This is a genomic window from Streptomyces sp. 7R007, assembly GCF_054850255.1.
Genome location: NZ_JBTWMV010000038.1, coordinates 20,524 through 40,187 on the forward strand (window position 1 = coordinate 20,524; position 19,664 = coordinate 40,187).

Sequence of the window (19,664 nt, forward strand, 5' to 3'; positions counted from 1 at the left end):
TCGTGACCATGAGCCAGCCCGTTGACAGTGCCGTCAGCGCCGTCCGTACGTACATCGAGCAGCACCGCGCCGCCTTCCTCGACGGCCTCGCCGAGTGGCTGCGCATCCCCTCCGTGTCGGCCCAGCCCGATCACGCCCCCGACGTGCGCCGCAGCGCCGACTGGCTCGCCGCCAGACTCGCGGAGACCGGCTTCCCGACCGCCGAGGTCTGGGAGACCGCCGGCGCCCCCGCCGTCTTCGCCGAATGGCCCGCCGAGGACCCCGCCGCCCCGACCGTCCTCGTCTACGGCCACCACGACGTGCAGCCCGCCGCCCGCGAGGACGGCTGGGACAGCGAGCCCTTCGAACCCGTCGTCCGCGACAACCGCCTCTACGCGCGCGGGGCGGCCGACGACAAGGGCCAGGTGTTCTTCCACACACTCGGCGTCCGCGCCCACCTCGCCGCCACCGGCCGCACCGCTCCCGCGGTGCACCTGAAGCTGCTGGTCGAAGGCGAGGAGGAGTCCGGCTCCCCGCACTTCCGCGCCCTGGTCGAGCAGCACGCCGACCGGCTGGCCGCCGACGCCGTGATCGTCTCCGACACCGGCATGTGGGCCGAGGACACCCCCACGGTGTGCACCGGCATGCGCGGCCTCGCCGAGTGCGAGATCCGGCTGTACGGCCCCGACCAGGACATCCACTCCGGCTCCTTCGGCGGCGCCGTGCCCAACCCGGCGACCGCCGCCGCCCGCCTGGTCGCCGCTCTGCACGACGAGCACGCGCGCGTGGCGATCCCCGGCTTCTACGACGGCATCGTCGAACTGACCGAGCGCGAGCGTGAACTCTTCGCCGAGCTGCCCTTCGACGAACAGCAGTGGCTGCGCACCGCCAAGTCGTACGCCACCCACGGCGAGGCCGGACACACCACCCTGGAGCGCATCTGGGCCCGCCCCACCGCCGAGGTCAACGGCATCGGCGGCGGTTACCAGGGTCCCGGCAGCAAGACGATCATCCCGTCCTCGGCGATGGTGAAGCTGTCCTTCCGGATGGTCGCGGGACAGGACCCCGCCCACATCGAGAAGGTCGTCCGCGCCTGGGTCGCCGAGCAGGTCCCCGCCGGCACCCGGCACGAGATCACCTTCGGTGCGGCCACGCGCCCGTGCCTGACGCCGCTGGACCACCCCGCCCTGCAGGCCGTCGCCCGCGCCATGGGCCGCGCCTTCGGCACACCGGTCCGCTACACGCGCGAGGGCGGCTCCGGCCCCGCCGCCGACCTCCAGGAGGTCCTGGGCGCACCCGTGCTCTTCCTGGGCATCTCCGTCCCCTCCGACGGCTGGCACGCGCCGAACGAGAAGGTCGAGCTCGACCTGCTGCTCAAGGGTGTCGAGACCACGGCGTACCTGTGGGGCGACCTCGCCGAGACGTGGCGTCATGAGCCCTGAGCGCCCGGCGCCGCCCGTCGCGCCGAACCGCCCGCCGAAACAATCCGTTCCCTGGGGGAGTTGGAAGCACCCGTGACCACCTGGACCGACCACACCGCCGACCGACCCATCTCGCTCACCGCGCCGAGCGGTATCGACCGCGCCGCCCACCACCGCCTCGACGAGGCGTGGCTCGCGGCGGCGTGGAGCCACCCCACCACCCGCTGCTTCGTGGTCTCCGGCGGTCAGGTCCTCATCGACGAGACGCCCGACGGGCGCACCGAACTCGTCATGACCCCGTCCTTCGAGGCCCCCCTCACCGAGGCGCACCGCTACTTCCTGGGCATCGACGCCGACGGCGTCAGCTACTTCGCCCTGCAGAAGGACGCTCTGCCCGGCCGCATCGACCAGTCCGCACGCCCGGCGGGCCTGCGCGAGGCCGGCCTGCTGCTGTCACCGCGCGACGCGGGCCTGATGGTGCACGCGGTCGGCCTGGAGAACTGGCAGCGCACCCACCGCTTCTGCTCGCGCTGCGGCGAGCGCACGGTCATCGCAGCCGCCGGGCACATCCGCCGCTGCCCGGCCTGCGGCGCCGAGCACTACCCGCGTACCGACCCCGCCGTGATCATGGCCGTCACCGACGAGGACGACCGCATCCTCCTCGGCCGCCAGGTCCACTGGCCCGAGGGACGCTTCTCCACCCTCGCCGGCTTCGTCGAGCCCGGCGAGTCCATCGAGCAGGCGGTGCGCCGCGAGGTCTTCGAGGAGGCCGGCATCACGGTCGGCCCGGTCGAGTACGTCGCCAGCCAGCCCTGGCCGTTCCCCTCCAGCCTCATGCTCGGCTTCATGGCCCGCGCGACCACGACCGAGGTCAACGTCGACGGCGACGAGATCCACGAGGCCCGCTGGTTCTCCCGCGAGGAACTCCACGCGGCCTTCGAGTCCGGCGAGGTCCTGCCGCCGTACGGCATCTCCATCGCGGCCCGCCTGATCGAGATGTGGTACGGCAAGCCCCTTCCCACGCGCAGCTTCGTCTGACCGTGAGCTCCGTCTGACGAGGAGCTCCGTCTGACGAGGACCTGCGTCTCACGCGGACATGAGAAAGCGGCCCCCGAGTCTCGTCCCAGGGGCCGCCTTGCACACTCCGGCGTCGCGTTACGCGCCGATCTTCTGCTTCACCTGCGCCAGCGACGGGTTCGTCAGAGTGGAACCGTCCGGGAAGAGCACGGTGGGAACCGTCTGGTTTCCGCCATTCGCCTTCTCGACGAACGCCGCGGACTCCGGGTCCTGCTCGATGTTGATCTCGTCGTACGCGATGCCCTCGCGGTCCAGCTGGCTCTTGAGCCGGCGGCAGTAGCCGCACCACGTGGTGCTGTACATCGTCACAGTGCCCGGCATGTCTCTCGCGCTCCTCGGCTGCTTGGGAATCGGTGGTCGCAGTGGTGGAACGTACTTGAAAGGACCACCATTCCCCTACGGGTGCCCCGCTCGACGTGACGCCTGCCGCATTAGTACGACTACGGGTACCTCCCTGTGGACAACCGGCGCTCGCGTCTCCGGCGACCTGGCAGCATGGCGGTGTGACAGCAGCAACGCACTCCACGCTCTTCCCGCAGGTACCGGACTCGGCCGACGCGGTGCTCGAAGGGCTCGACCCCGAGCAGCGCGAGGTGGCCACCGCCCTGCACGGGCCGGTGTGCGTGCTCGCGGGCGCCGGCACCGGCAAGACCCGGGCGATCACCCATCGCATCGCCTACGGGGTGCGCGCCGGGATCCTCCAGCCCTCCAGCGTGCTCGCCGTCACCTTCACCAACCGCGCCGCCGGCGAGATGCGCGGGCGGCTGCGCCAGCTCGGCGCCGTCGGCGTGCAGGCCCGCACCTTCCACTCGGCGGCCCTGCGCCAGCTGCAGTACTTCTGGCCGAAAGCGGTCGGTGGCTCCATGCCCCGCCTGGTCGACCGCAAGATCCAGCTCGTCGCCGACGCGGCCGCCGCCTGCCGGATCCGCCTCGACCGCGGCGAGCTGCGGGACGTCACCGCCGAGATCGAGTGGTCCAAGGTCACCCAGACCGTCCCCGCCGACTACACGGCGGCCGCCGCCAAGGCCGGCCGCGAGGCCCCCCGCGACCCGGCCGAGATCGCCCAGCTCTACTCCGTCTACGAGGACCTCAAGCGGGAGCGCGCCGTCATCGACTTCGAGGACGTCCTGCTGCTGACCGTCGCCGTCCTGCAGGACCGCCAGGACATCGCCGAACAGGTCCGCGCCCAGTACCAGCACTTCGTCGTCGACGAGTACCAGGACGTCAGCCCCCTTCAGCAGCGCCTGCTGGAGCTGTGGCTCGGCGAACGGGACAACCTGTGCGTGGTCGGCGACGCCAGCCAGACGATCTACTCGTTCACCGGAGCAACCCCCGACCACCTGCTCGACTTCCGCGTCCGCCATCCCTCGGCCACCGTCGTCAAGCTGGTCCGGGACTACCGCTCCACCCCCCAGGTCGTCCACCTCGCCAACGGTCTGCTCGCCCAGGCCCGGGGCCGGGCCGCCGACCACCGTCTGGAGCTGATCTCGCAGCGCCCGGCGGGCCCCGAGCCCGTCTACACCGAGTACACCGACGAGCCCGCCGAGGCCGAGGGCGCCGCGCGCCGCATCCGCGAACTCCTCGACGCCGGCGTCCCGGCCAGCGAGATCGCCATCCTGTTCCGCACCAACTCCCAGTCCGAGACCTACGAACAGGCCCTGGCCGACGCCGGAGTGCCCTACCAGCTGCGTGGCGCCGAGCGCTTCTTCGACCGGCCCGAGGTGCGCAGGGCGATCGTCAACCTCCGCGGCGCGGCCCGCTTCGGAGGCAACGACTCCCTCCTCGACGACGCCGTGGACCTGCCCTCGCAGGTCCGTGCCGTGCTGTCCGGGGAGGGCTGGACCTCGCAGCCGCCGGCCGGCTCCGGCGCCGTCCGAGAGCGCTGGGAGTCCCTGGCCGCTCTGGTGAACCTCGCCCAGGACTTCGCCGCGGCCAGGACCGGCGCCACCCTCGCCGACCTCGTCGCCGAGCTGGACGAGCGGGCCAACGCCCAGCACGCCCCGACCGTGCAGGGCGTCACCCTCGCCTCGCTGCACTCGGCCAAGGGCCTCGAATGGGACGTCGTCTTCCTGGTCGGCGTCGCCGAGGGCATGATGCCGATCACCTACGCGAAGACCGACGAGCAGATCGAGGAGGAGCGCCGCCTGCTCTACGTCGGCGTCACCCGCGCCCGCGAGCGCCTGCACCTCTCCTGGGCCCTGTCCCGGGCGCCCGGCGGCCGTCCCAACCGCCGCCCCAGCCGCTTCCTGGACGGCCTGCGCCCCGGCTCCACCGCCACCGCCACCGCCGGTCGCGGCCCGGCCGGCGGCCCGGGGGGCGTCGAGCGCGGCTACACCAGCAGACCCGACACCGCCGTCTCGCGGCGCACCCAGCGCACCCCGGCGCGCTGCCGGGTGTGCGGGCGTACGCTCACCGACGCGGGCGAGATGAAGCTGATGCGCTGCGAGGACTGCCCCTCCGACATGGACGAGGGTCTCTACGAGCGGCTGCGTGAATGGCGAGCGGTCCAGGCGCAGCGCAGCGGGCAGCCGGCCTTCTGCGTCTTCACCGACAAGACGCTGATGGCGATCGCCGAGGCCGTCCCCGACGACGAGGGCGAACTGGCCCGGATCCCCGGAGTGGGGGTGCGCAAGCTCAACCGCTACGGGGCCGATGTGCTGGCCCTCTGCGCAGGCCGGGAGCCTGCGGAAGGTGACGACGGGGGCGCGTGAAAACTCGTCGGAAAAATAGTTTGCGCATGCCCCAGCAATCCCCATAGGTTCTTAGCCACGGGAACGGAGGCCTTCTCGGAGGCCCCAATTCCGTGTTCTACTTGCATACCCGTCGGACTGGCTCACCCCAGTCCCCCGAGACGCCGAGAGGAGGCGAGTCCAGTGATCAGCATCAACGCCAGCTCCATCAGCACCGCCAAACTGACCGATCACTCGGTCGTCGCCTCCCTGTGCATGCTCGGCGCCTCCGACAAGGGCACCGGTCTGCCCGGCATTCGTGCCGTGCGTCCGGCGTCCTCCGTGTCTCTCGCGGGCCTTCCCGTCCGTGAGCGCGATGAGCGACCGACCAAGGCACTGGAAGCAGTAGCGGCACAGGCGCAGGCCTATGCCTTTACGGCGGCCGGTGCCGGAAACCGGGAGCAGACGCAGCACCACCTGATGTGGGCCTTCCGTGGGCCAGATCCCTGGAGTGATCCAGCCTGATCATCGATCAGGCCGGCGCCTTCAGGGCCGCGGAACCCCATCCGGGATCCGCGGCCCTTCTGTTTGTCCCGCCACCGGGACGACGGAGCGAAGGGGCCTCGGGACAAGAAAAGAACCCGGTACCAGCCGCCTCCCGGCCCAACAGGGCCGGAACGACCAGACGAGGAAGACGACCCGTGCAACTCGAAGCGCACGCCCCGTCCGTACCGCCTTCCGAAACGATCCCCCCGCCCGGCCTCACGGAGGACTCCACCTTGACCCCGCTCACCGCGCTCACCGCGCTCGACGACGCCATCGAGAACCTCGGCGTACCCGTCCCCTGCCGTTCCTACGACCCGGAGGTCTTCTTCGCCGAGTCGCCGGCCGACGTCGAGTACGCCAAGTCCCTCTGCCGCACCTGCCCGCTGATCGAGGCCTGCCTCGCCGGCGCCAAGGAGCGGCGTGAGCCCTGGGGCGTCTGGGGTGGCGAGCTGTTCGTCCAGGGTGTCGTCGTCGCCCGGAAGCGGCCGCGTGGCCGCCCGCGCAAGAACCCGGTCACGGCATGAACATCCAAGGAACCATCGACCGTCCCCTCACGCACGACCCCAAGAAGCAGGCCCCGATGAAGCCGTCCGCCAACGAGCCCACCCGCTCCGCGATCGAAGACACCACGACCACCGGCGCGATCGGTTCGCGTCAGAACAGGACCCGAGAGATGCAACTCATCCCAGAAGCCCTGGCTCGTGCGCATATGCACGACCGGCTGCACGAGGCCGAGCGGGAACGCCGGGCGGTGCGCCTGGCGACCGCCCGCCGGATGCAGCGCCGGGCCGAGCGCGCCTCGATGCGTGCCCGTCGGGCGCTCGCCATGGCCGTCATGCAGTAACCGACGACACCTGAAGCGGTGGCCTCCCCGAGCCGGGAGGCGTTGGCTCCCCGCGGGGGCCGGTCCGTCCGAACGGACCGGCCCCCGCGGTGCGTTGTGCCCGCGGATCGGCCGGACGCGGCGTTATCGTCGCCGGGTGAGGAGTCTTCCCGGAGACAGTGACGAGGCGGAATCCCCGGCGGAACCCCGGGCGGTGGCGTGCGCCCGCTGCGGCACCCGGGCCGAGGGACCGCCACCGGCCACCTGGACCCTGTCCGTCGAGAACGGCGTCCGCCACTACTACTGCGACGACTGCGCCCGGGAGAACCTCAGGGCGATCGAGGGGCGGCTGGACTCGGCCTGGTGGTAGCGCACCGCCCGGCGATCTCCTCTCACGCCTCCGCGGCCGACTCCTCCTCCGTGCCGTCCGCCGGCACGAACCCCGGCAGCCACTCCTCCAACTCCTCACGCAGCCGCACCGTCGCCCCCAGCTGGCACAGAACGCCGATCGTGCTCAGCGTCACGCGGTGGATCAGGAGGTAGGCGGGAGGCAGGTTCAACTGCTTGCCCAGCTGGTAGGCGGGGGAGCGGGGGTCGGCGATGCGGGCCGCCTGGCTGCGCATCCAGCCACGGGTGAAGGTGAACTCCTCGACGCGGGCCGGCTCGATGATCGGCAGCAGGTAGTCGAGGACGGCGGCCGGGTCCAGCTCTATGGACTCCTTGACGAAGCCCTCCGCGCACAGCAGTTCGTAGACGGCCTCGGCGTCACCGTCGAGGGTCATGCGCAGGGAGTCGCCGATGGGGGTGGGCAGGCCGCCCGGGAGACGGTCGACTGTGCCGAAGTCCAGGACGCCCAGCCGCCAGTCGTCCGCACCGGACGGACCGCCCGGCAGCAGCCGGAAGTTGCCCGGGTGGGGGTCGGCGTGCAGCAGGCCGGTGCGGGCCGGTCCGGAGAACAGGAAGCGGGCCAGCAACTGGCCGGCGCGGTCGCGCTGCTCCTGGGTGCCGTCCGCGATGATCTCCGAGAGCGGGACGCCGTCGATCCACTCGGTGATCAGGACCTGCTCGCACTGGTGGACCACGTCCGGCACCACCACGTCGGCGTCGTCGACGAACTCCTCGGCGTGCACCCGCTGGGCCTGGGCCTCCAGGCCGTAGTCCAGTTCCTCCGAGACGCGGTCCTTGAGCTCCGTGATCAGCGGCTTGACGTCCATGCCGGGGATCAGCGGGCCCAGCAGGCGGGCGAAACGGCTCAGTTGGTTGAGGTCGGACAGCAGGGCCTCGCCGGCGCCGGGGTACTGGACTTTGACCGCCACCTCACGGCCGTCGTGCCACACACCCCGGTGCACCTGGCCGATCGAGGCCGCCGCGGCGGGCTTGTCCTCGAACTCGACGAACAGGTCCTGCCAGTCCTCGCCGAGCCGCTCGGCCAGCACACCGTGCACGGTGCGCGTCGGCATCGGAGGCGCCGCCTCCTGCAGCTTCGTCAACGCCGCCCGGTAGGGGCCGGCGATCTCCTCCGGCAGGGCGGACTCGAAGACGGAGAGGGCCTGGCCGAACTTCATCGCCCCGCCCTTGAGCTCGCCCAGTACGCGGAACAGCTGGTCCGCCGTGCGCTGTTGCAGCTCGCGGCCGACGATCTCGGCTGACTCGCCCACGATCCGCTTGCCGAGCCCCCAGGTCGCCCGCCCGGCGAAGCCGAGCGGGAGCGCGGCGAGCTTGGCGGTCCGGGTGACCGCCTTGCGGGGAAGATCAGACATGCGCCCTCCAGGTCCCAGCCGGCCGCGCCCTGTCTGCCTTGCGGCACAACTCCTTCGACGACCGTTGCACTGCCATTGTCTCGTGCGACTCCCCGTCCTTGGAGGTGTGTTCTGCCTTACCTCTCTCCGCGGCTCCGCACGGGCATGCCGGGTGCGCCGGAACCGGCCGCGGCTGCCAGTTCAGAGCGGGCAGGGAGACCTCCCAGCGGGCGCCGGCACTCGACGGGACGCGGCCGTCGAGGAAGGCGAGCGCGTGCGCCGCCGCGAGCCCCGCGACCGTCGTGGCCAGCGGCAGATCGCAGGGCCGTACCGCACGGGACCGCCCCGAGCCGGAGCGCCACTGCGCCACCAGCCGGGGCCAGACCGGGTCCCGGTCGGTGCGCTCTTCGTGTAGACAGCCGGCGCAGGCCGTCTCGCCGGGCAGTACCAGGGGACCGACGACGCCGGTGCCCTCCACCACACCGGCGTACAGATGCGGAGCACCGGAGGCGAGGAGCGGCTCGGCGGCGGCCGGGTCGGGCGCGTGCACGGCGACGTCGTCGCGCGGGGCCAGGATCACCAGGGAGAAGCCGGGTTCGCCGGCCCCGGCGAGCGAGGGCCGGCCCCGGCGCGGCGGGCGGTCGGCCGCGGACCGGCGTACGGCCTGCCGGGCGGCCTCGTCCCTGCGCTCGCCGACGGACTCGGCGGACAGTCCGCCCGGCGCCACGTCCCACGGCTCGACCCGCCCGACGTCCCGCACGTCGACCTCGCCGACGCCCGCGCCCGCCAGCAGCGCTGCCAGCACCGCACCCACCCGGCCGGCGCCGCGCACCTGCACCCGCAGTGACCGGCGGGCGGCCAGACGCCTGATCGCGTCCCCCGGTCGCGAGCCGACCAGGGAGAGGGAGGCGAGGTCCGGGCGCAGCCGGTCGAGGACCTCCGGTCGGTTGCGCAGGACGTCGGCGGCCGGCCCGCCGCCTCGTGCGTCGTCGAGGAGGCCGGAGCGTGCGAGACCCTGCACCATCCCGTCCACATGACCGTCGGGCAGACCCATCCGGCGGCCCTCCTCGCGCAGGAGCGGCAGCCCACGCGTGCCGTTGAGCAGGTCCAGGAAGCTTCCGGTCGCCGGGTCCATCGGCCCCAGCGTCATCGCGTGTGCCGGAGTCATCCCGAACTGGACGGTGTTGAGGTCCCGCCAGGCCCGCCTGAGCGCGGGCTTCGCCAGCGGCGCCGTCACGTCGACGGCATCGGTCCCGCCGTCCGTGCCGCCGTCACTTTCCGTACCGGTCATTTCGGTCGTCTGCATGACAGGCCCCCGTAGCCCTCGTCGCCCTGGTCGAACATCCCCGTCCGCCGACGAGCCCGGTCCCGGCTCCGTCGGCGAGTGCCAGCATGCCCGTCCGCGTCCCGGGGTGCCGAAAGTTGTCCACAGGCGGTGGGTATTCGTCGTACAAATCCAACGCTTGGTGGCGTATCGACACCGAACCGTTCCGGAGTCGGGACTTCCCCCGTGTGCAGCGGGTAACGTCAGGGCGTGCCCGCCGACCCACTGCACAGCGCCGGAATGCCACAGCGCAGCACGACGAGCCAGCCGCCGAGCGGCTCGGGGGCGAGCGCGATCGAGGTCCGCAGGAGCGCCCGTCGACGCAGGACGGTCTCCGCGTACCGCGAGGGCGATCGCACCGTCGTGCTCATCCCTGCCCGGATGTCCGAGGCGGAGGAGCAGCGCTGGGTCACCGTCATGCTCGACAAGCTGGCCGCCCAGGAGAGCAAACGGGTCCTGGGCGACCAGGAGCTGACCGAGCGTGCCGCGCGGCTGTCCGCGCAGTACTTCGACGGCCGGGCACGGCCCACCTCGGTGCGCTGGGTCACCAACCAGAACACGCGCTGGGGCTCGTGCACCCCGGCCGAGGGCAGCATCCGCCTGTCGCATCGCCTGCAGGGGATGCCCGAGTACGTCGTCGACTACGTGCTCCTGCACGAGCTCGCGCATCTGCTCGTGCCCGGCCACGGGCCCCGCTTCTGGCGGTTGCTGGAGGCCTATCCGCGCACCGAGCGGGCCAAGGGCTACCTCGAAGGCGTCGTCGCCGCCGAGCGGTTGCCCCATCTGCCGGGCGCGCGCGACGAGTGAGGGCGGTCCGCGGGTCACGCGGCCGGAAGTCGCCGTTGTGTACCGGGTCTGTACCGGCTTCCGCCGATGTCCGAGTTAGCCGTTAGCCTGGCGCGACGCACTCACATTCGGGATGGGGGACGGTCGTTACGCATGGCCAGGGAATTCCAACGCGGCCACAAGGCCAGGATCAGTGACCTCACCGCGGGCACCGATCTGTACGTAGGCGTGCAGATCGCCGGTCCGGGGCTGACCTTCGACATCAGCTGTTTCGGCCTCGACGCCGACGAACGGCTCTCGGACGACCGCTACTTCGTCTTCTTCAACCAGCCGAAGTCCCCCGAGGAGTCGATCCAGCTCCTGGGTGCGCAGGCGGGCGACACGGAGTCCTTCCGGGTCACGCTCGACCGGATCCCGCCGCAGATCCAGAAGCTGTCCTTCACCGCGACGATCGACGGCGCCGGGCAGATGTCCCAGATCGGCCCCGGTTACCTCCGTATCGTCGCGGGCGGCGAGGAGGTGGCCCGGTACTCCTTCGACGGCTCGGAGTTCTCCACCGAACGGGCCGTGATGCTGGGCGACTTCTACCTCAAGGACGTGTGGCGGTTCGCGGCCGTCGGCCAGGGCTTCGACGGCGGCCTGGAGGCCCTGCTGAAGAACTTCGGCGGCGAGGTCATGGAGGAGGAGGCGCCCGCCGCCCAGGCGCAGCCCCAGACCGGCGCCGCCCCCGGCTTCGCCCCGCCCGCGTTCGCCGCCCCGGCCGCTCCCGCCCCCGCGCCCACCCCCACCCCGCCGCCCGCCCCGGCCCCCGCCCCCGCGCCGAACGTGCACGCCGCGCCCACCATCGTCGCGCCCATGAGCCCGCCCGGCGGCGCCCCGGTACCGCCCCCGGCCCCCGCGCCCGCCCCCTACGGCCAGCCGCCCCAGCAGCAGCCGTACGGCCAGCCGCAGGCCCCGCAGGCCCCGCACGCCCCGACCCTTCCGCCCGGCTACGGTCAGCCGACCCCGCCCCCCGGCTACGGTCAGCCGACCCCGCCCCCGGGATACGGCCAGCCCACGCCGCCCCCGGGTTACGCCCAGCAGCCCCCCGGCGGCCAGGTCCCGCAGGTGCCGGGCCCGGGCCAGCAGGCGTACGGCGTTCCGCAGGGTGCTCCCCAGGGCGGTGCCGGTGTGTCCGCCGCCCTCGCGCAGTTCAAGGAGGCCCCGACCGGCCAGCGCTGGACGCAGCAGAACAAGAAGCTCGTCCGCGTGGACCTCGGCATCGGCGGCCAGCCCGTGCTCGCGCGGCAGGGCAGCATGGTGCTCTACCAGGGCAAGGTCGACTTCAGCTACAAGGGCGCCGGCTTCATGGGCCGCGTCGTGGGCAACGCCACCGGCCAGGAGATGCAGCTGATGCGCTGCACCGGCCAGGGCCAGGTGTTCCTCGCCGAGAACTCCACCCACCTGCACCCCGTCGAGCTCCAGGGCGACGCCATCTGCGTCTCCGCCGAGAACGTCCTCGCCTTCGACGAGGGCCTCCAGTACGAGGTCCGCCGTATCGAGGGGCACGGCATCCCCGGGGGCGCGCTGTTCACGATGCAGTTCCAGGGCACCGGCACGATCGTCGTCAAGACGCACGGCACGCCCGTGGTACTGCCGGTGACGCCCACGACGTTCGCCGACGCCAACGCCGTCGTCGCCTGGTCGGCCGCCGCCCAGGTGATCGTCTCCAGCCAGGTGCGCATGCGCCGCAACGCCTACCCGGGCGCCACCGGAGAGAGCGTCAACCTCCAGTTCCGGGCCGCGCCCGGCAACTTCGTCGTCGTCCAGCCGTACGAGATCTGAGGGAGAGCCCGTCATGAACCAGCCGCTCGCGGGCTACGCTCCCGCACCCGTCACCGCCCGCATGGAGAACCACGGCAACAACATGCTGAAGGTCGCCATGCAGACCGGGAACGACCTCCTCGCGCGCGTGGGGTCGATGGTCGCCTACGAAGGGTTCATCCAGTACGAGCCCAACCCACCGGCCGTGCGCCAGATCGCCCGCGACTGGATGACCGGCGAGGGCGCGCCCCTGATGAAGTGCTCCGGCGACGGACTGCTCTACCTCGCCGACTACGGTGCCGACGTCGTCGTGATCAACCTCAACGGTGACGGCATCTCCGTCAACGCCACCAACCTCCTCGCCTTCGACGCCCACCTGACGTGGGGCGTGGAGCGGGTCAAGGGGCTGGCGAAGTTCGCCGGACAGGGCTTGTGGAACACGAAGATCTCCGGGCAGGGGTGGGTCGCGCTGACCTCTCGGGGCAAGCCGATCGTCGTCGACTGCGGTGGCGGCGAGGACGAGACGTACGTCGACCCGGACGCCCTCGTCGCCTGGTCCCCGAACCTCAAGGTGAAGGGCAAGCGCAGCTTCAAGGCCCAGTCGCTGATCGGCCGCGGCAGCGGCGAGGCCTACCAGATGGCCTTCTCCGGTCAGGGCATCGTCGTCGTCCAGCCCAGTGAGGACAGCACCGACCGCCTGCGGTTCCGGGGCTGAGGGGGAGCCAGAACAACCATGCAGAGCTCGCTTTTCGCCTACAACGACCAGCAGACCCAGGAACGCTGGAGCCTGCAGAACAAGCAGATGCTGCGCGTCACCCTGGAGGGCCACGACGACATCCTCGCCCGCAAGGGCACGATGGTCGCCTACCAGGGGCTCGTCGAGTTCGACGCGGAGTACCAGAGCGGCCAGCAGGCGTACGCGCGCGCGGCCACCGGCGAGGGCCTGGACCTGATGCGCTGCCACGGGCAGGGCACCGTCTTCCTCGCCAACCTCGCCCAGCACGTGCACGTGATGGAGGTGGAGCAGGACGGGTTGACCGTCGACAGCAGCTACGTGCTGGCGATGGACTCCTCGCTGCACCACCAGGTGATCGCCGTCGACAGCCAGTACGGCATCTCCGGCTCCGGGAAGTACCAGCTCAACATCACCGGCCACGGCAAGGTCGCCCTGATGACCTCGGGCGCGCCGCTGCTGATGCAGGTCACGCCCGACAAGTACGTCAACTGCGACGCCGACGCGATCGTCGCCTGGTCGACCGGGCTGCGGGTGCAGATGCAGGCCCAGACGCACTCCTCCGGGGTGTGGCGGCGGCGCGGCAACACCGGTGAGGGCTGGGAGCTCAGCTTCATGGGCTCCGGCTTCGCCCTCGTCCAGCCCAGCGAACTGCTGCCGCCGCAGAACGCGGCCATCGGCTCGGGCCTCGCCGCGCAGTACGGCATGGGGCAGCACGGGGCGCGGGGGCAGAACCAGGGCAACGTCTGGAGCTAGTACCGGTAAGGGGTGACCGCAAGGGCGGTCACCCCTTACCGGTCATCACCCCGTCGTCACCCCGTCAGAGCCTGGCGCGGGTCGCTTCCACGAGCCGTACGACCGACTCGTCCGCCACGTCCGCCACCTCGTCGTAGGCGAACCAGCGCACGTCCAGCGACTCGTCGCTGATCGCGTGCCGGGCGTCCGCGGGCGCCAGCACCGCGTACTGGACGTCGAAGTGGCAGTGGCACGGCGGTGGGATCGGATGCCGGTCCAGCCGGACCGGGCCGCCGGGCAGCAGCGTCAGACCGGCGACGCCGGACTCCTCCGTGGCCTCGCGCAGGGCCGCCGCGGCCAGGGAGGCGTCGCCCGGCTCGCAGTGGCCGCCCATCTGGAGCCACATCCGCAGTTTGCGGTGCAGGGTCAGCAGGACGCGCCCGCGCGAGGGATCGATCACCAGGGCGCTCGCCGTGACGTGCCCCGCCTCGCACGCCTTCCACATGCCGTCCGGATGCGCCGCGAGGTGGTCGAGGTAGGCCTGGCGCAGCTCTTCCTGGCCCTCGAACCCCTTCAGGACGAGGACCGCGTCGTCGTACAGGCTCACTCGGTGTCGTCGCCCTTGCCGTCGCTCGCGTCGTCGTTCTTGTTGTCCCTGTTGTCGTCCTTCTTGCGCAGGTCGGGCTTGTCGGCCGCCTCGCCGAGCATCTTGTCCAGCTCGGAGAAGTCGATCTGCTCGCGGTGCACGAAGCCGTCCGGGTCGTCCAGGTCGGAGGCCGTCGGCAGCATGTCCGGGTGCGCCCACAGGGCGTCCCGGCCGTCGACGCCGCGCGCGTCCGTGAGCGAGGCCCACAGGCGGGAGGCGTCGCGCAGCCGGCGCGGGCGCAGCTCCAGGCCGATCAGCGTGGCGAACGTCTGCTCCGCCGGGCCGCCCGTGGCGCGGCGGCGGCGCAGGGTCTCGCGCAGGGCGTCCGCGGACGACAGACGCGGCTTGGCGGCCGCGTGGACCACCGCGTCGACCCAGCCCTCCACGAGCGCCAGAGCCGTCTCCAGACGGGCCAGGGCGGCCTTCTGCTCGGGCGTGTCCTCGGGCTGGAACATGCCCTGCTGAAGGGCGTCCTGCAACTGCTCGGGGTTCTGCGGGTCGAACTGGCCGACCACGTCCTCCAGCTTGGCGGTGTCGACCTTGATCCCGCGCGCGTACCCGTCGACCGCGCCGAACAGGTGCGAGCGCAGCCACGGCACATGGGCGAAGAGGCGCTGGTGGGCGGCCTCGCGCAGGGCGAGGTACAGCCGCACCTCGTCCCTGGGCACGCCCAGGTCCTTGCCGAACGTCTCGATGTTCACCGGCAGCAGGGCGGCCTTGCCGGCCGGGCCGAGCGGCAGGCCGATGTCGGTCGAGCCGACGACCTCGCCCGCGAGCACGCCCACGGCCTGCCCGATCTGCGTGCCGAACATGGCACCGCCCATGGAGCGCATCATGCCGATCAGCGGGCCCGCCATGGCCTGCATCTCCTCCGGCAGGACGTCCCCCATCGCGGCGCCGACCCGCTCGGCGACCGGGTCGACCAGCTCCTGCCAGGCCGGCAGGGTCACCTCGACCCACTCCGCGCGCGACCAGGCCACCGCGGAGCCGGCGCCCGAGGGCAGCGACGTCACTCCGTCGAGCCACAGGTCGGCCAGGCGTACGGCCTCCTGGACGGCGGTGCGCTCGGCCGGACCGACGCTGGCGTCCTTGACGCCGTCGGAGGTGCCCTGGGAGACCGTCTGGCGGGCGATCTGCTTGGCCATGTCCCAGTTCACCGGGCCGCCCTCGTACGAGAGCATCTGGCCCAGCTGCTGGAAGGCCGCGCCCAGGTCGGTGGGGTTCAGCGAGCCGAACATGGCGGCGAACGGGTTGTCCGCACCGGGACCGCCCAGGCCGCCGGCGCCGGGCAGCCCGAAGCCGAACGGGTTGGCCGGTCCCTGACCACCACCGCTCTGCTGGTCCTTCTTCTTGCCCTCGTCGCCGTCTTCCGGCTCCTCCGGCGGAAGGCCGAATCCGAATGGGGTGTCACTCACGGGATTCCTCGGCTGGTAAGGCCACCGGTTCTCGCCCGGCGGCACGGCTGCCCTGCAACACCACCCAGCGTAGACACCCCGGCCCGATCGGGCCTCGGTGCTTCGCCGACTCTTGGCCTGCGGCAGGATGGATGCCACCTGGTACGGGCGCGTCAGTCGCGTCCGTACTGAAGACAACCGCTGGAGACGCCCGGTGAGTTCCCCAGATCCGCAGGTTCGCGCAGCGCGAAACGAGTCAACCCCGCCGACCGTGCGCGGGCCGGTCGTCGCGGTCACCGGCGCCGCGACGGGCGTGGGCGCGCTGCTCACCGAGCGGCTGGCCGCGTCGGAGGAGATCAAGCAGGTCATCGCCATCGACGAGCGGCGCGGCGAGTGCGCGGCCGCGCAGTGGCACATCCTCGACGTGCGCGACCCGGCCATCGCGGAGAAGCTGCGCGGGGCCGACGTGGTGGTGCATCTGGCGCTCGACCTGGACCTGGAGACCGACCCCGCGGCCCGTACGGCCTACAACGTCCGGGGGACGCAGACCGTGCTGACCGCCGCCGCGGCGGCCGGCGTGCACCGGGTCGTGCTGTGCACCTCCGCGATGGTGTACGGCGCGCTGCCGGACAACGAGCTGCCGCTGTCGGAGGACGCGGAGCTGCGGGCGACCGCCGAGGCCACGGGCGTCGGCGACCTGCTGGAGATCGAGCGGCTGGCGCGCCGGGCGCCCCGGGCGCACCCTGGGCTGAACGTCACCGTGGTGCGGCCCGCGGTGCTGGTGGGAGGCACCGACACCGCGCTGACCAGGTACTTCGAGTCGCCCCGGCTGCTGGTGGTCGCCGGGTCGCGGCCGGCGTGGCAGTTCTGCCACGTCGAGGACCTGTGCGGCGCCCTGGAGTACGCCGTGCTGGAGAAGGTCGAAGGGGAGCTCGCCGTCGGCTGCGACGGATGGCTGGAGCAGGAGGAGGTCGAGGAGCTCAGCGGGATCCGCCGGATGGAGCTGCCGTCCGCGGTGGCGCTGGGCGCGGCGGCCCGGCTGCACCGGATCGGCCTGACGCCGTCCCCGGCCGGTGATCTCGCGTACACGATGTACCCCTGGGTGGTGAGCGGCAGCCGGCTGCACGACGCGGGGTGGCGGCCGCAGTGGACCAACGAGGAGGTGCTCGCGGAGCTCCTGGAGGAGGTCTCCGGCCGGCACACGGTCGCCGGGCGGCGCCTGGGCCGCAAGGACGCGACGGCGGCCGGCGCGGCGGGTGCCACGGTGGCCCTGCTCGGCGCGGCGGCGGTGGTGCGGCGGGCCCGGAAGGCCCGGCGGCGGATCTGAGGGACGGTTCGCCCGCGCGGGCGAACCGGAACCGAGTGGCTCCCCTGGGTGCGTCCGCGCGCTCTGTAGGAGGCTCCAAGACGGCACGCGCGTGTGCCTGGTGAACGTCGTATTCCTCGCTGTCACCGCCGTGAGGCACGATGGGAGACATGGCACCCACCACCAACCACCCCGGCGAGCAGGTCTCCGAGGACCCCGTCAAGCTCATCGCCATCCGCGAGACGGCGCTCTCCCTGGACGAGGTCTTCCGGGCCGTCGGGGACGACGCCGCCGGCGGGACCGCGCTGTTCGTCGGCACCGTGCGCAACCACGACGGGGGTGCCGACGTCGACCGGCTCGGCTATTCGTGCCACCCCAGTGCCGAGGCCGAGATGCGGCGCATCGCCGAGAAGGTCGTCGCCGAGTACCCCGTGCGCGCGCTGGCCGCGGTGCACCGGATCGGGGACCTCGTGGTCGGCGATCTGGCCGTCGTCGTCGCCGTGTCGTGCCCGCACCGGGGCGAGGCCTTCGAGGCCTGCCGCAAGCTGATCGACGACCTCAAGCACGAGGTGCCGATCTGGAAGCACCAGACCTTCTCCGACGGCACGGAGGAGTGGGTCGGCGCCTGCTGACCGCGCGGCCTGCCTGCCCGCCGTCCCGAAACCCCTTTGTCGGCCCTCCGGTTGCGTAACCGCACCCCCGGCGCGAGCGTTGTCAGTGCGGATGGTTAATCTGCTGATCAGTCAGTTCTGGCGGTCGCTCAGTCGGGGTCGGGAGGTCGGCGTGGGGGCGCTTGTGTGGTTGTTGATTCCGCTTGTCGCCGGGATCGTCGCCGGCTTGTGGGGCAGTTGGGCCAACCGGACCAGGAAGGTGCGCAGCGACGGCCCCGAACTCGACGGGTACGCCCGCTTCCGCGAGGCCATGGAGAAGTCCCACTCCGGCACCTGACGGACACGTGACGGAACACCCGTACATGACAGAGGTGGGGCTGACGGTGCGCTGACAGCGACGTCCCGTACTGTCTTGGCATGCCACGCCGCACCGCGACGATGCTCGCCTCCACCCTGATGCTGATCGCGCTCCTGTGCGCGGGAGTGTTCATCCCCGTGCCGTATTCGGAGATGTCACCGGGACCGACGGTGAACACGCTCGGGGACCACGACGGCGAGCCGGTGCTGCAGATCTCCGGGCGCAAGACCTACGCCACCAGCGGGCACCTGAACATGACGACCGTCCGGGTCACCAGCGCCGACTACCGGATGAACATCGTCGAGGCCGTCTACGGGTGGCTTGCGCACGACACCAAGGTCGTGCCGCACGACACGCTCTACCCCGACGGCAAGACGGAGGAGCAGTCGACCCAGGAGAACGCCGAGGAGTTCAGCCAGTCCCAGGAGAGCGCCAAGGTCGCCGCCCTGAAGGAGCTCGGCATCCCGGTGAAGTCCTGGGTGATCGTCTCCACGGTCGTCAAGGACTCCCCGGCCGAGGGCAAGCTGCACGCCGGTGACGTGATCAAGGCCGTCGACGGTACGGCCGTCAAGGCGCCGGAGGACGTCGCCAAGCTGGTGACCAAGCACAAGCCGGGTCAGGACGTCGTCTTCACCATCGTGCCGGCTAAGGAGCAGGCCGCCGCCGAGAAGGAGAACAGGGCGGCGACCAGGACCGAGAAGGTCACCATCACCACGACCACCTCGGACGACAGCGGCGAGAAGCGCGCCATCGTCGGGATCTCCGCGGGTACGGACCACACGTTCCCGTTCACCATCGACATCAAGCTCGCCGACGTCGGCGGCCCGAGCGCCGGTCTGATGTTCGCGCTCGGCATCTACGACAAGCTCACCCCGGGCAGCCTCACCGGCGGCAAGTTCGTGGCCGGCACCGGCACCATCGACGACGACGGCAAGGTCGGCGAGATCGGCGGCATCGAGATGAAGACGGTGGGCGCGCGCAGCAAGGGCGCCCAGTACTTCCTGACGCCCGCCGACAACTGCGCGGCCGCCGCCAAGGACACCCCCGGCGGGCTCACCCTGGTCAAGGTGAACACCATCGAGGACGCCCTCGGCGCGCTGAAGGACATCCGGTCCGGGAACACCGCCGACCTGCCCAAGTGCACCAAGTAGCCCGAAGGGGCTACTCCTCGAACGTCGCCGACAGCGCCTCCGCGAGCCCCGGCACCAGGTCGCGGCCGGTGAGGACCTCCGTGGGGGAGTCCTTCTCCCGCAGCCGCAGGGCCGACTCGCGGGCGCCGTCGCGCAGCACCGCGACCGTCATGCGGACCTCCTGGCGGTCGGGGTGCTCGGCCACCCACTTCGTCAGCCGGGCCCCGTCCAGCCCCTCCGGGACGGCCGCCTCCGCGGACGGCGGCAGCATCAGCCGCTCCACCGTCAGCGCGCAGCCGGCCACCGCGTCGGGCCACGCGATGGTGCCGAGGAACTCGTCCAGCGGCTTGCCCGCCGGGATCTCGTCCTGCTCGATCGGGGTGAGCCCGCTGGACGCCTGCTCGTCCTCCAGGCCGAGCTGCGCCGCGAGGGCGGGTTCCTGGGCCCGCAGCCGAGCGGTGTCGACGAGGGCGAAGAGACGGGCGGGCTGGTCCCAGCCGAGGCCGGAGGCGTACTCGTCGATCTCGAGCACGGCCCGGGTGAGCGGGCTCGCCGCCATGGGAGTGTTGGACATGGTCACAATC

General features: G+C 71.9%; 21 protein-coding genes. 15 read left to right on the plus strand and 6 right to left on the minus strand.

What is annotated here, in order from left to right; all coding sequences use genetic code 11:
- Positions 1-8: 8 nt before the first annotated feature.
- Positions 9-1,421 carry a dipeptidase gene (locus ACYF6T_RS33715; protein ID WP_461701290.1) on the plus strand — a complete coding sequence of 471 codons (1,413 nt, stop codon included), beginning with the start codon at positions 9-11 and terminating at the stop codon, positions 1,419-1,421.
- A 72-nt stretch (positions 1,422-1,493) separates the two neighbouring features.
- Positions 1,494-2,438, plus strand: a complete 945-nt coding sequence (gene nudC / locus ACYF6T_RS33720) for an NAD(+) diphosphatase (RefSeq protein WP_461701291.1) — start codon at positions 1,494-1,496, stop codon at positions 2,436-2,438.
- Positions 2,439-2,555: 117 nt separating this feature from the next.
- On the opposite strand, the gene ACYF6T_RS33725 is transcribed toward nudC, so the two are convergent.
- Positions 2,556-2,798, minus strand: coding sequence for a mycoredoxin (locus tag ACYF6T_RS33725; protein WP_461701292.1), 243 nt, complete (start codon positions 2,796-2,798; stop codon positions 2,556-2,558).
- Positions 2,799-2,980: 182 nt separating this feature from the next.
- Between ACYF6T_RS33725 and ACYF6T_RS33730 the strand changes: the two genes are divergently transcribed.
- The 5 genes from ACYF6T_RS33730 (at position 2,981) to ACYF6T_RS33750 (ending at position 6,885) form a co-directional block, all read left to right on the plus strand.
- Entirely contained in the window at positions 2,981-5,188 is a 2,208-nt protein-coding gene (locus tag ACYF6T_RS33730; protein ID WP_461701293.1) for an ATP-dependent DNA helicase UvrD2, read from the plus strand.
- 162 nt (positions 5,189-5,350) lie between these two features.
- Positions 5,351-5,671: a hypothetical protein gene (locus ACYF6T_RS33735; RefSeq protein ID WP_461701295.1), complete on the plus strand. Its 321-nt coding sequence runs from the start codon at positions 5,351-5,353 to the stop codon at positions 5,669-5,671.
- Positions 5,672-5,847: 176 nt separating this feature from the next.
- Positions 5,848-6,216, plus strand: coding sequence for a WhiB family transcriptional regulator (locus tag ACYF6T_RS33740; RefSeq protein WP_019072119.1), 369 nt, complete (start codon positions 5,848-5,850; stop codon positions 6,214-6,216).
- Positions 6,213-6,536 carry a hypothetical protein gene (locus tag ACYF6T_RS33745; protein WP_461701296.1) on the plus strand — a complete coding sequence of 108 codons (324 nt, stop codon included), beginning with the start codon at positions 6,213-6,215 and terminating at the stop codon, positions 6,534-6,536. The genes ACYF6T_RS33740 and ACYF6T_RS33745 overlap by 4 nt, the downstream gene beginning before the upstream one ends.
- Before the next feature lie 136 nt (positions 6,537-6,672).
- Positions 6,673-6,885: a hypothetical protein gene (locus tag ACYF6T_RS33750; protein WP_461701297.1), complete on the plus strand. Its 213-nt coding sequence runs from the start codon at positions 6,673-6,675 to the stop codon at positions 6,883-6,885.
- A gap of 22 nt (positions 6,886-6,907) precedes the next feature.
- Here the strand turns inward: ACYF6T_RS33750 and ACYF6T_RS33755 are convergent, their stop codons facing one another.
- Both ACYF6T_RS33755 and ACYF6T_RS33760 read right to left on the minus strand, forming a co-directional pair.
- Positions 6,908-8,275 (minus strand): ABC1 kinase family protein, encoded by a 1,368-nt coding sequence (locus ACYF6T_RS33755; protein ID WP_461701298.1) that lies wholly within the window; start codon positions 8,273-8,275, stop codon positions 6,908-6,910.
- On the minus strand, positions 8,268-9,422 hold the full coding sequence (locus ACYF6T_RS33760) for a TOMM precursor leader peptide-binding protein (RefSeq protein ID WP_461701349.1): 1,155 nt from the start codon (positions 9,420-9,422) through the stop codon (positions 8,268-8,270). Before ACYF6T_RS33760 ends, ACYF6T_RS33755 begins: the two co-directional genes overlap by 8 nt.
- Positions 9,423-9,788: 366 nt before the next feature.
- On the opposite strand from ACYF6T_RS33760, the gene ACYF6T_RS33765 reads away from it, so the two are divergent.
- From ACYF6T_RS33765 to ACYF6T_RS33780, 4 genes are all read left to right on the plus strand, one after another.
- Entirely contained in the window at positions 9,789-10,385 is a 597-nt protein-coding gene (locus tag ACYF6T_RS33765) for a M48 metallopeptidase family protein (protein ID WP_461701299.1), read from the plus strand.
- A 132-nt stretch (positions 10,386-10,517) separates the two neighbouring features.
- Positions 10,518-12,188 carry a TerD family protein gene (locus tag ACYF6T_RS33770; RefSeq protein WP_461701300.1) on the plus strand — a complete coding sequence of 557 codons (1,671 nt, stop codon included), beginning with the start codon at positions 10,518-10,520 and terminating at the stop codon, positions 12,186-12,188.
- Positions 12,189-12,201: 13 nt separating this feature from the next.
- A complete protein-coding gene (locus tag ACYF6T_RS33775; protein WP_461701301.1) occupies positions 12,202-12,882 on the plus strand; it encodes an AIM24 family protein in 681 nt (226 codons plus the stop codon).
- Between the two features lie 18 nt (positions 12,883-12,900).
- The gene (locus tag ACYF6T_RS33780) at positions 12,901-13,656 is read left to right on the plus strand and encodes an AIM24 family protein (RefSeq protein WP_461701302.1); all 756 of its coding nucleotides are present in this window, start codon (positions 12,901-12,903) and stop codon (positions 13,654-13,656) included.
- Between the two features lie 64 nt (positions 13,657-13,720).
- Here the strand turns inward: ACYF6T_RS33780 and ACYF6T_RS33785 are convergent, their stop codons facing one another.
- Both ACYF6T_RS33785 and ACYF6T_RS33790 read right to left on the minus strand, forming a co-directional pair.
- The gene (locus tag ACYF6T_RS33785) at positions 13,721-14,242 is read right to left on the minus strand and encodes an NUDIX hydrolase (RefSeq protein ID WP_461701303.1); all 522 of its coding nucleotides are present in this window, start codon (positions 14,240-14,242) and stop codon (positions 13,721-13,723) included.
- A complete protein-coding gene (locus ACYF6T_RS33790; RefSeq protein WP_461701304.1) occupies positions 14,239-15,696 on the minus strand; it encodes a zinc-dependent metalloprotease in 1,458 nt (485 codons plus the stop codon). The genes ACYF6T_RS33785 and ACYF6T_RS33790 overlap by 4 nt, the downstream gene beginning before the upstream one ends.
- A gap of 193 nt (positions 15,697-15,889) precedes the next feature.
- Here ACYF6T_RS33790 and ACYF6T_RS33795 point away from each other — a divergent pair, with 193 nt between their 5' ends.
- The 4 genes from ACYF6T_RS33795 (at position 15,890) to ACYF6T_RS33810 (ending at position 19,101) form a co-directional block, all read left to right on the plus strand.
- Positions 15,890-17,002: an SDR family oxidoreductase gene (locus tag ACYF6T_RS33795; protein ID WP_461701305.1), complete on the plus strand. Its 1,113-nt coding sequence runs from the start codon at positions 15,890-15,892 to the stop codon at positions 17,000-17,002.
- Positions 17,003-17,151: 149 nt separating this feature from the next.
- Entirely contained in the window at positions 17,152-17,613 is a 462-nt protein-coding gene (locus tag ACYF6T_RS33800; RefSeq protein WP_461701306.1) for a molybdenum cofactor biosynthesis protein MoaE, read from the plus strand.
- Positions 17,614-17,764: 151 nt separating this feature from the next.
- On the plus strand, positions 17,765-17,929 hold the full coding sequence (locus tag ACYF6T_RS33805) for a hypothetical protein (protein WP_461701307.1): 165 nt from the start codon (positions 17,765-17,767) through the stop codon (positions 17,927-17,929).
- Between the two features lie 80 nt (positions 17,930-18,009).
- Positions 18,010-19,101, plus strand: coding sequence for a YlbL family protein (locus tag ACYF6T_RS33810; RefSeq protein ID WP_461701308.1), 1,092 nt, complete (start codon positions 18,010-18,012; stop codon positions 19,099-19,101).
- A 10-nt stretch (positions 19,102-19,111) separates the two neighbouring features.
- On the opposite strand, the gene ACYF6T_RS33815 is transcribed toward ACYF6T_RS33810, so the two are convergent.
- The gene (locus tag ACYF6T_RS33815) at positions 19,112-19,654 is read right to left on the minus strand and encodes a PPA1309 family protein (RefSeq protein ID WP_461701309.1); all 543 of its coding nucleotides are present in this window, start codon (positions 19,652-19,654) and stop codon (positions 19,112-19,114) included.
- Positions 19,655-19,664: the final 10 nt, after the last annotated feature.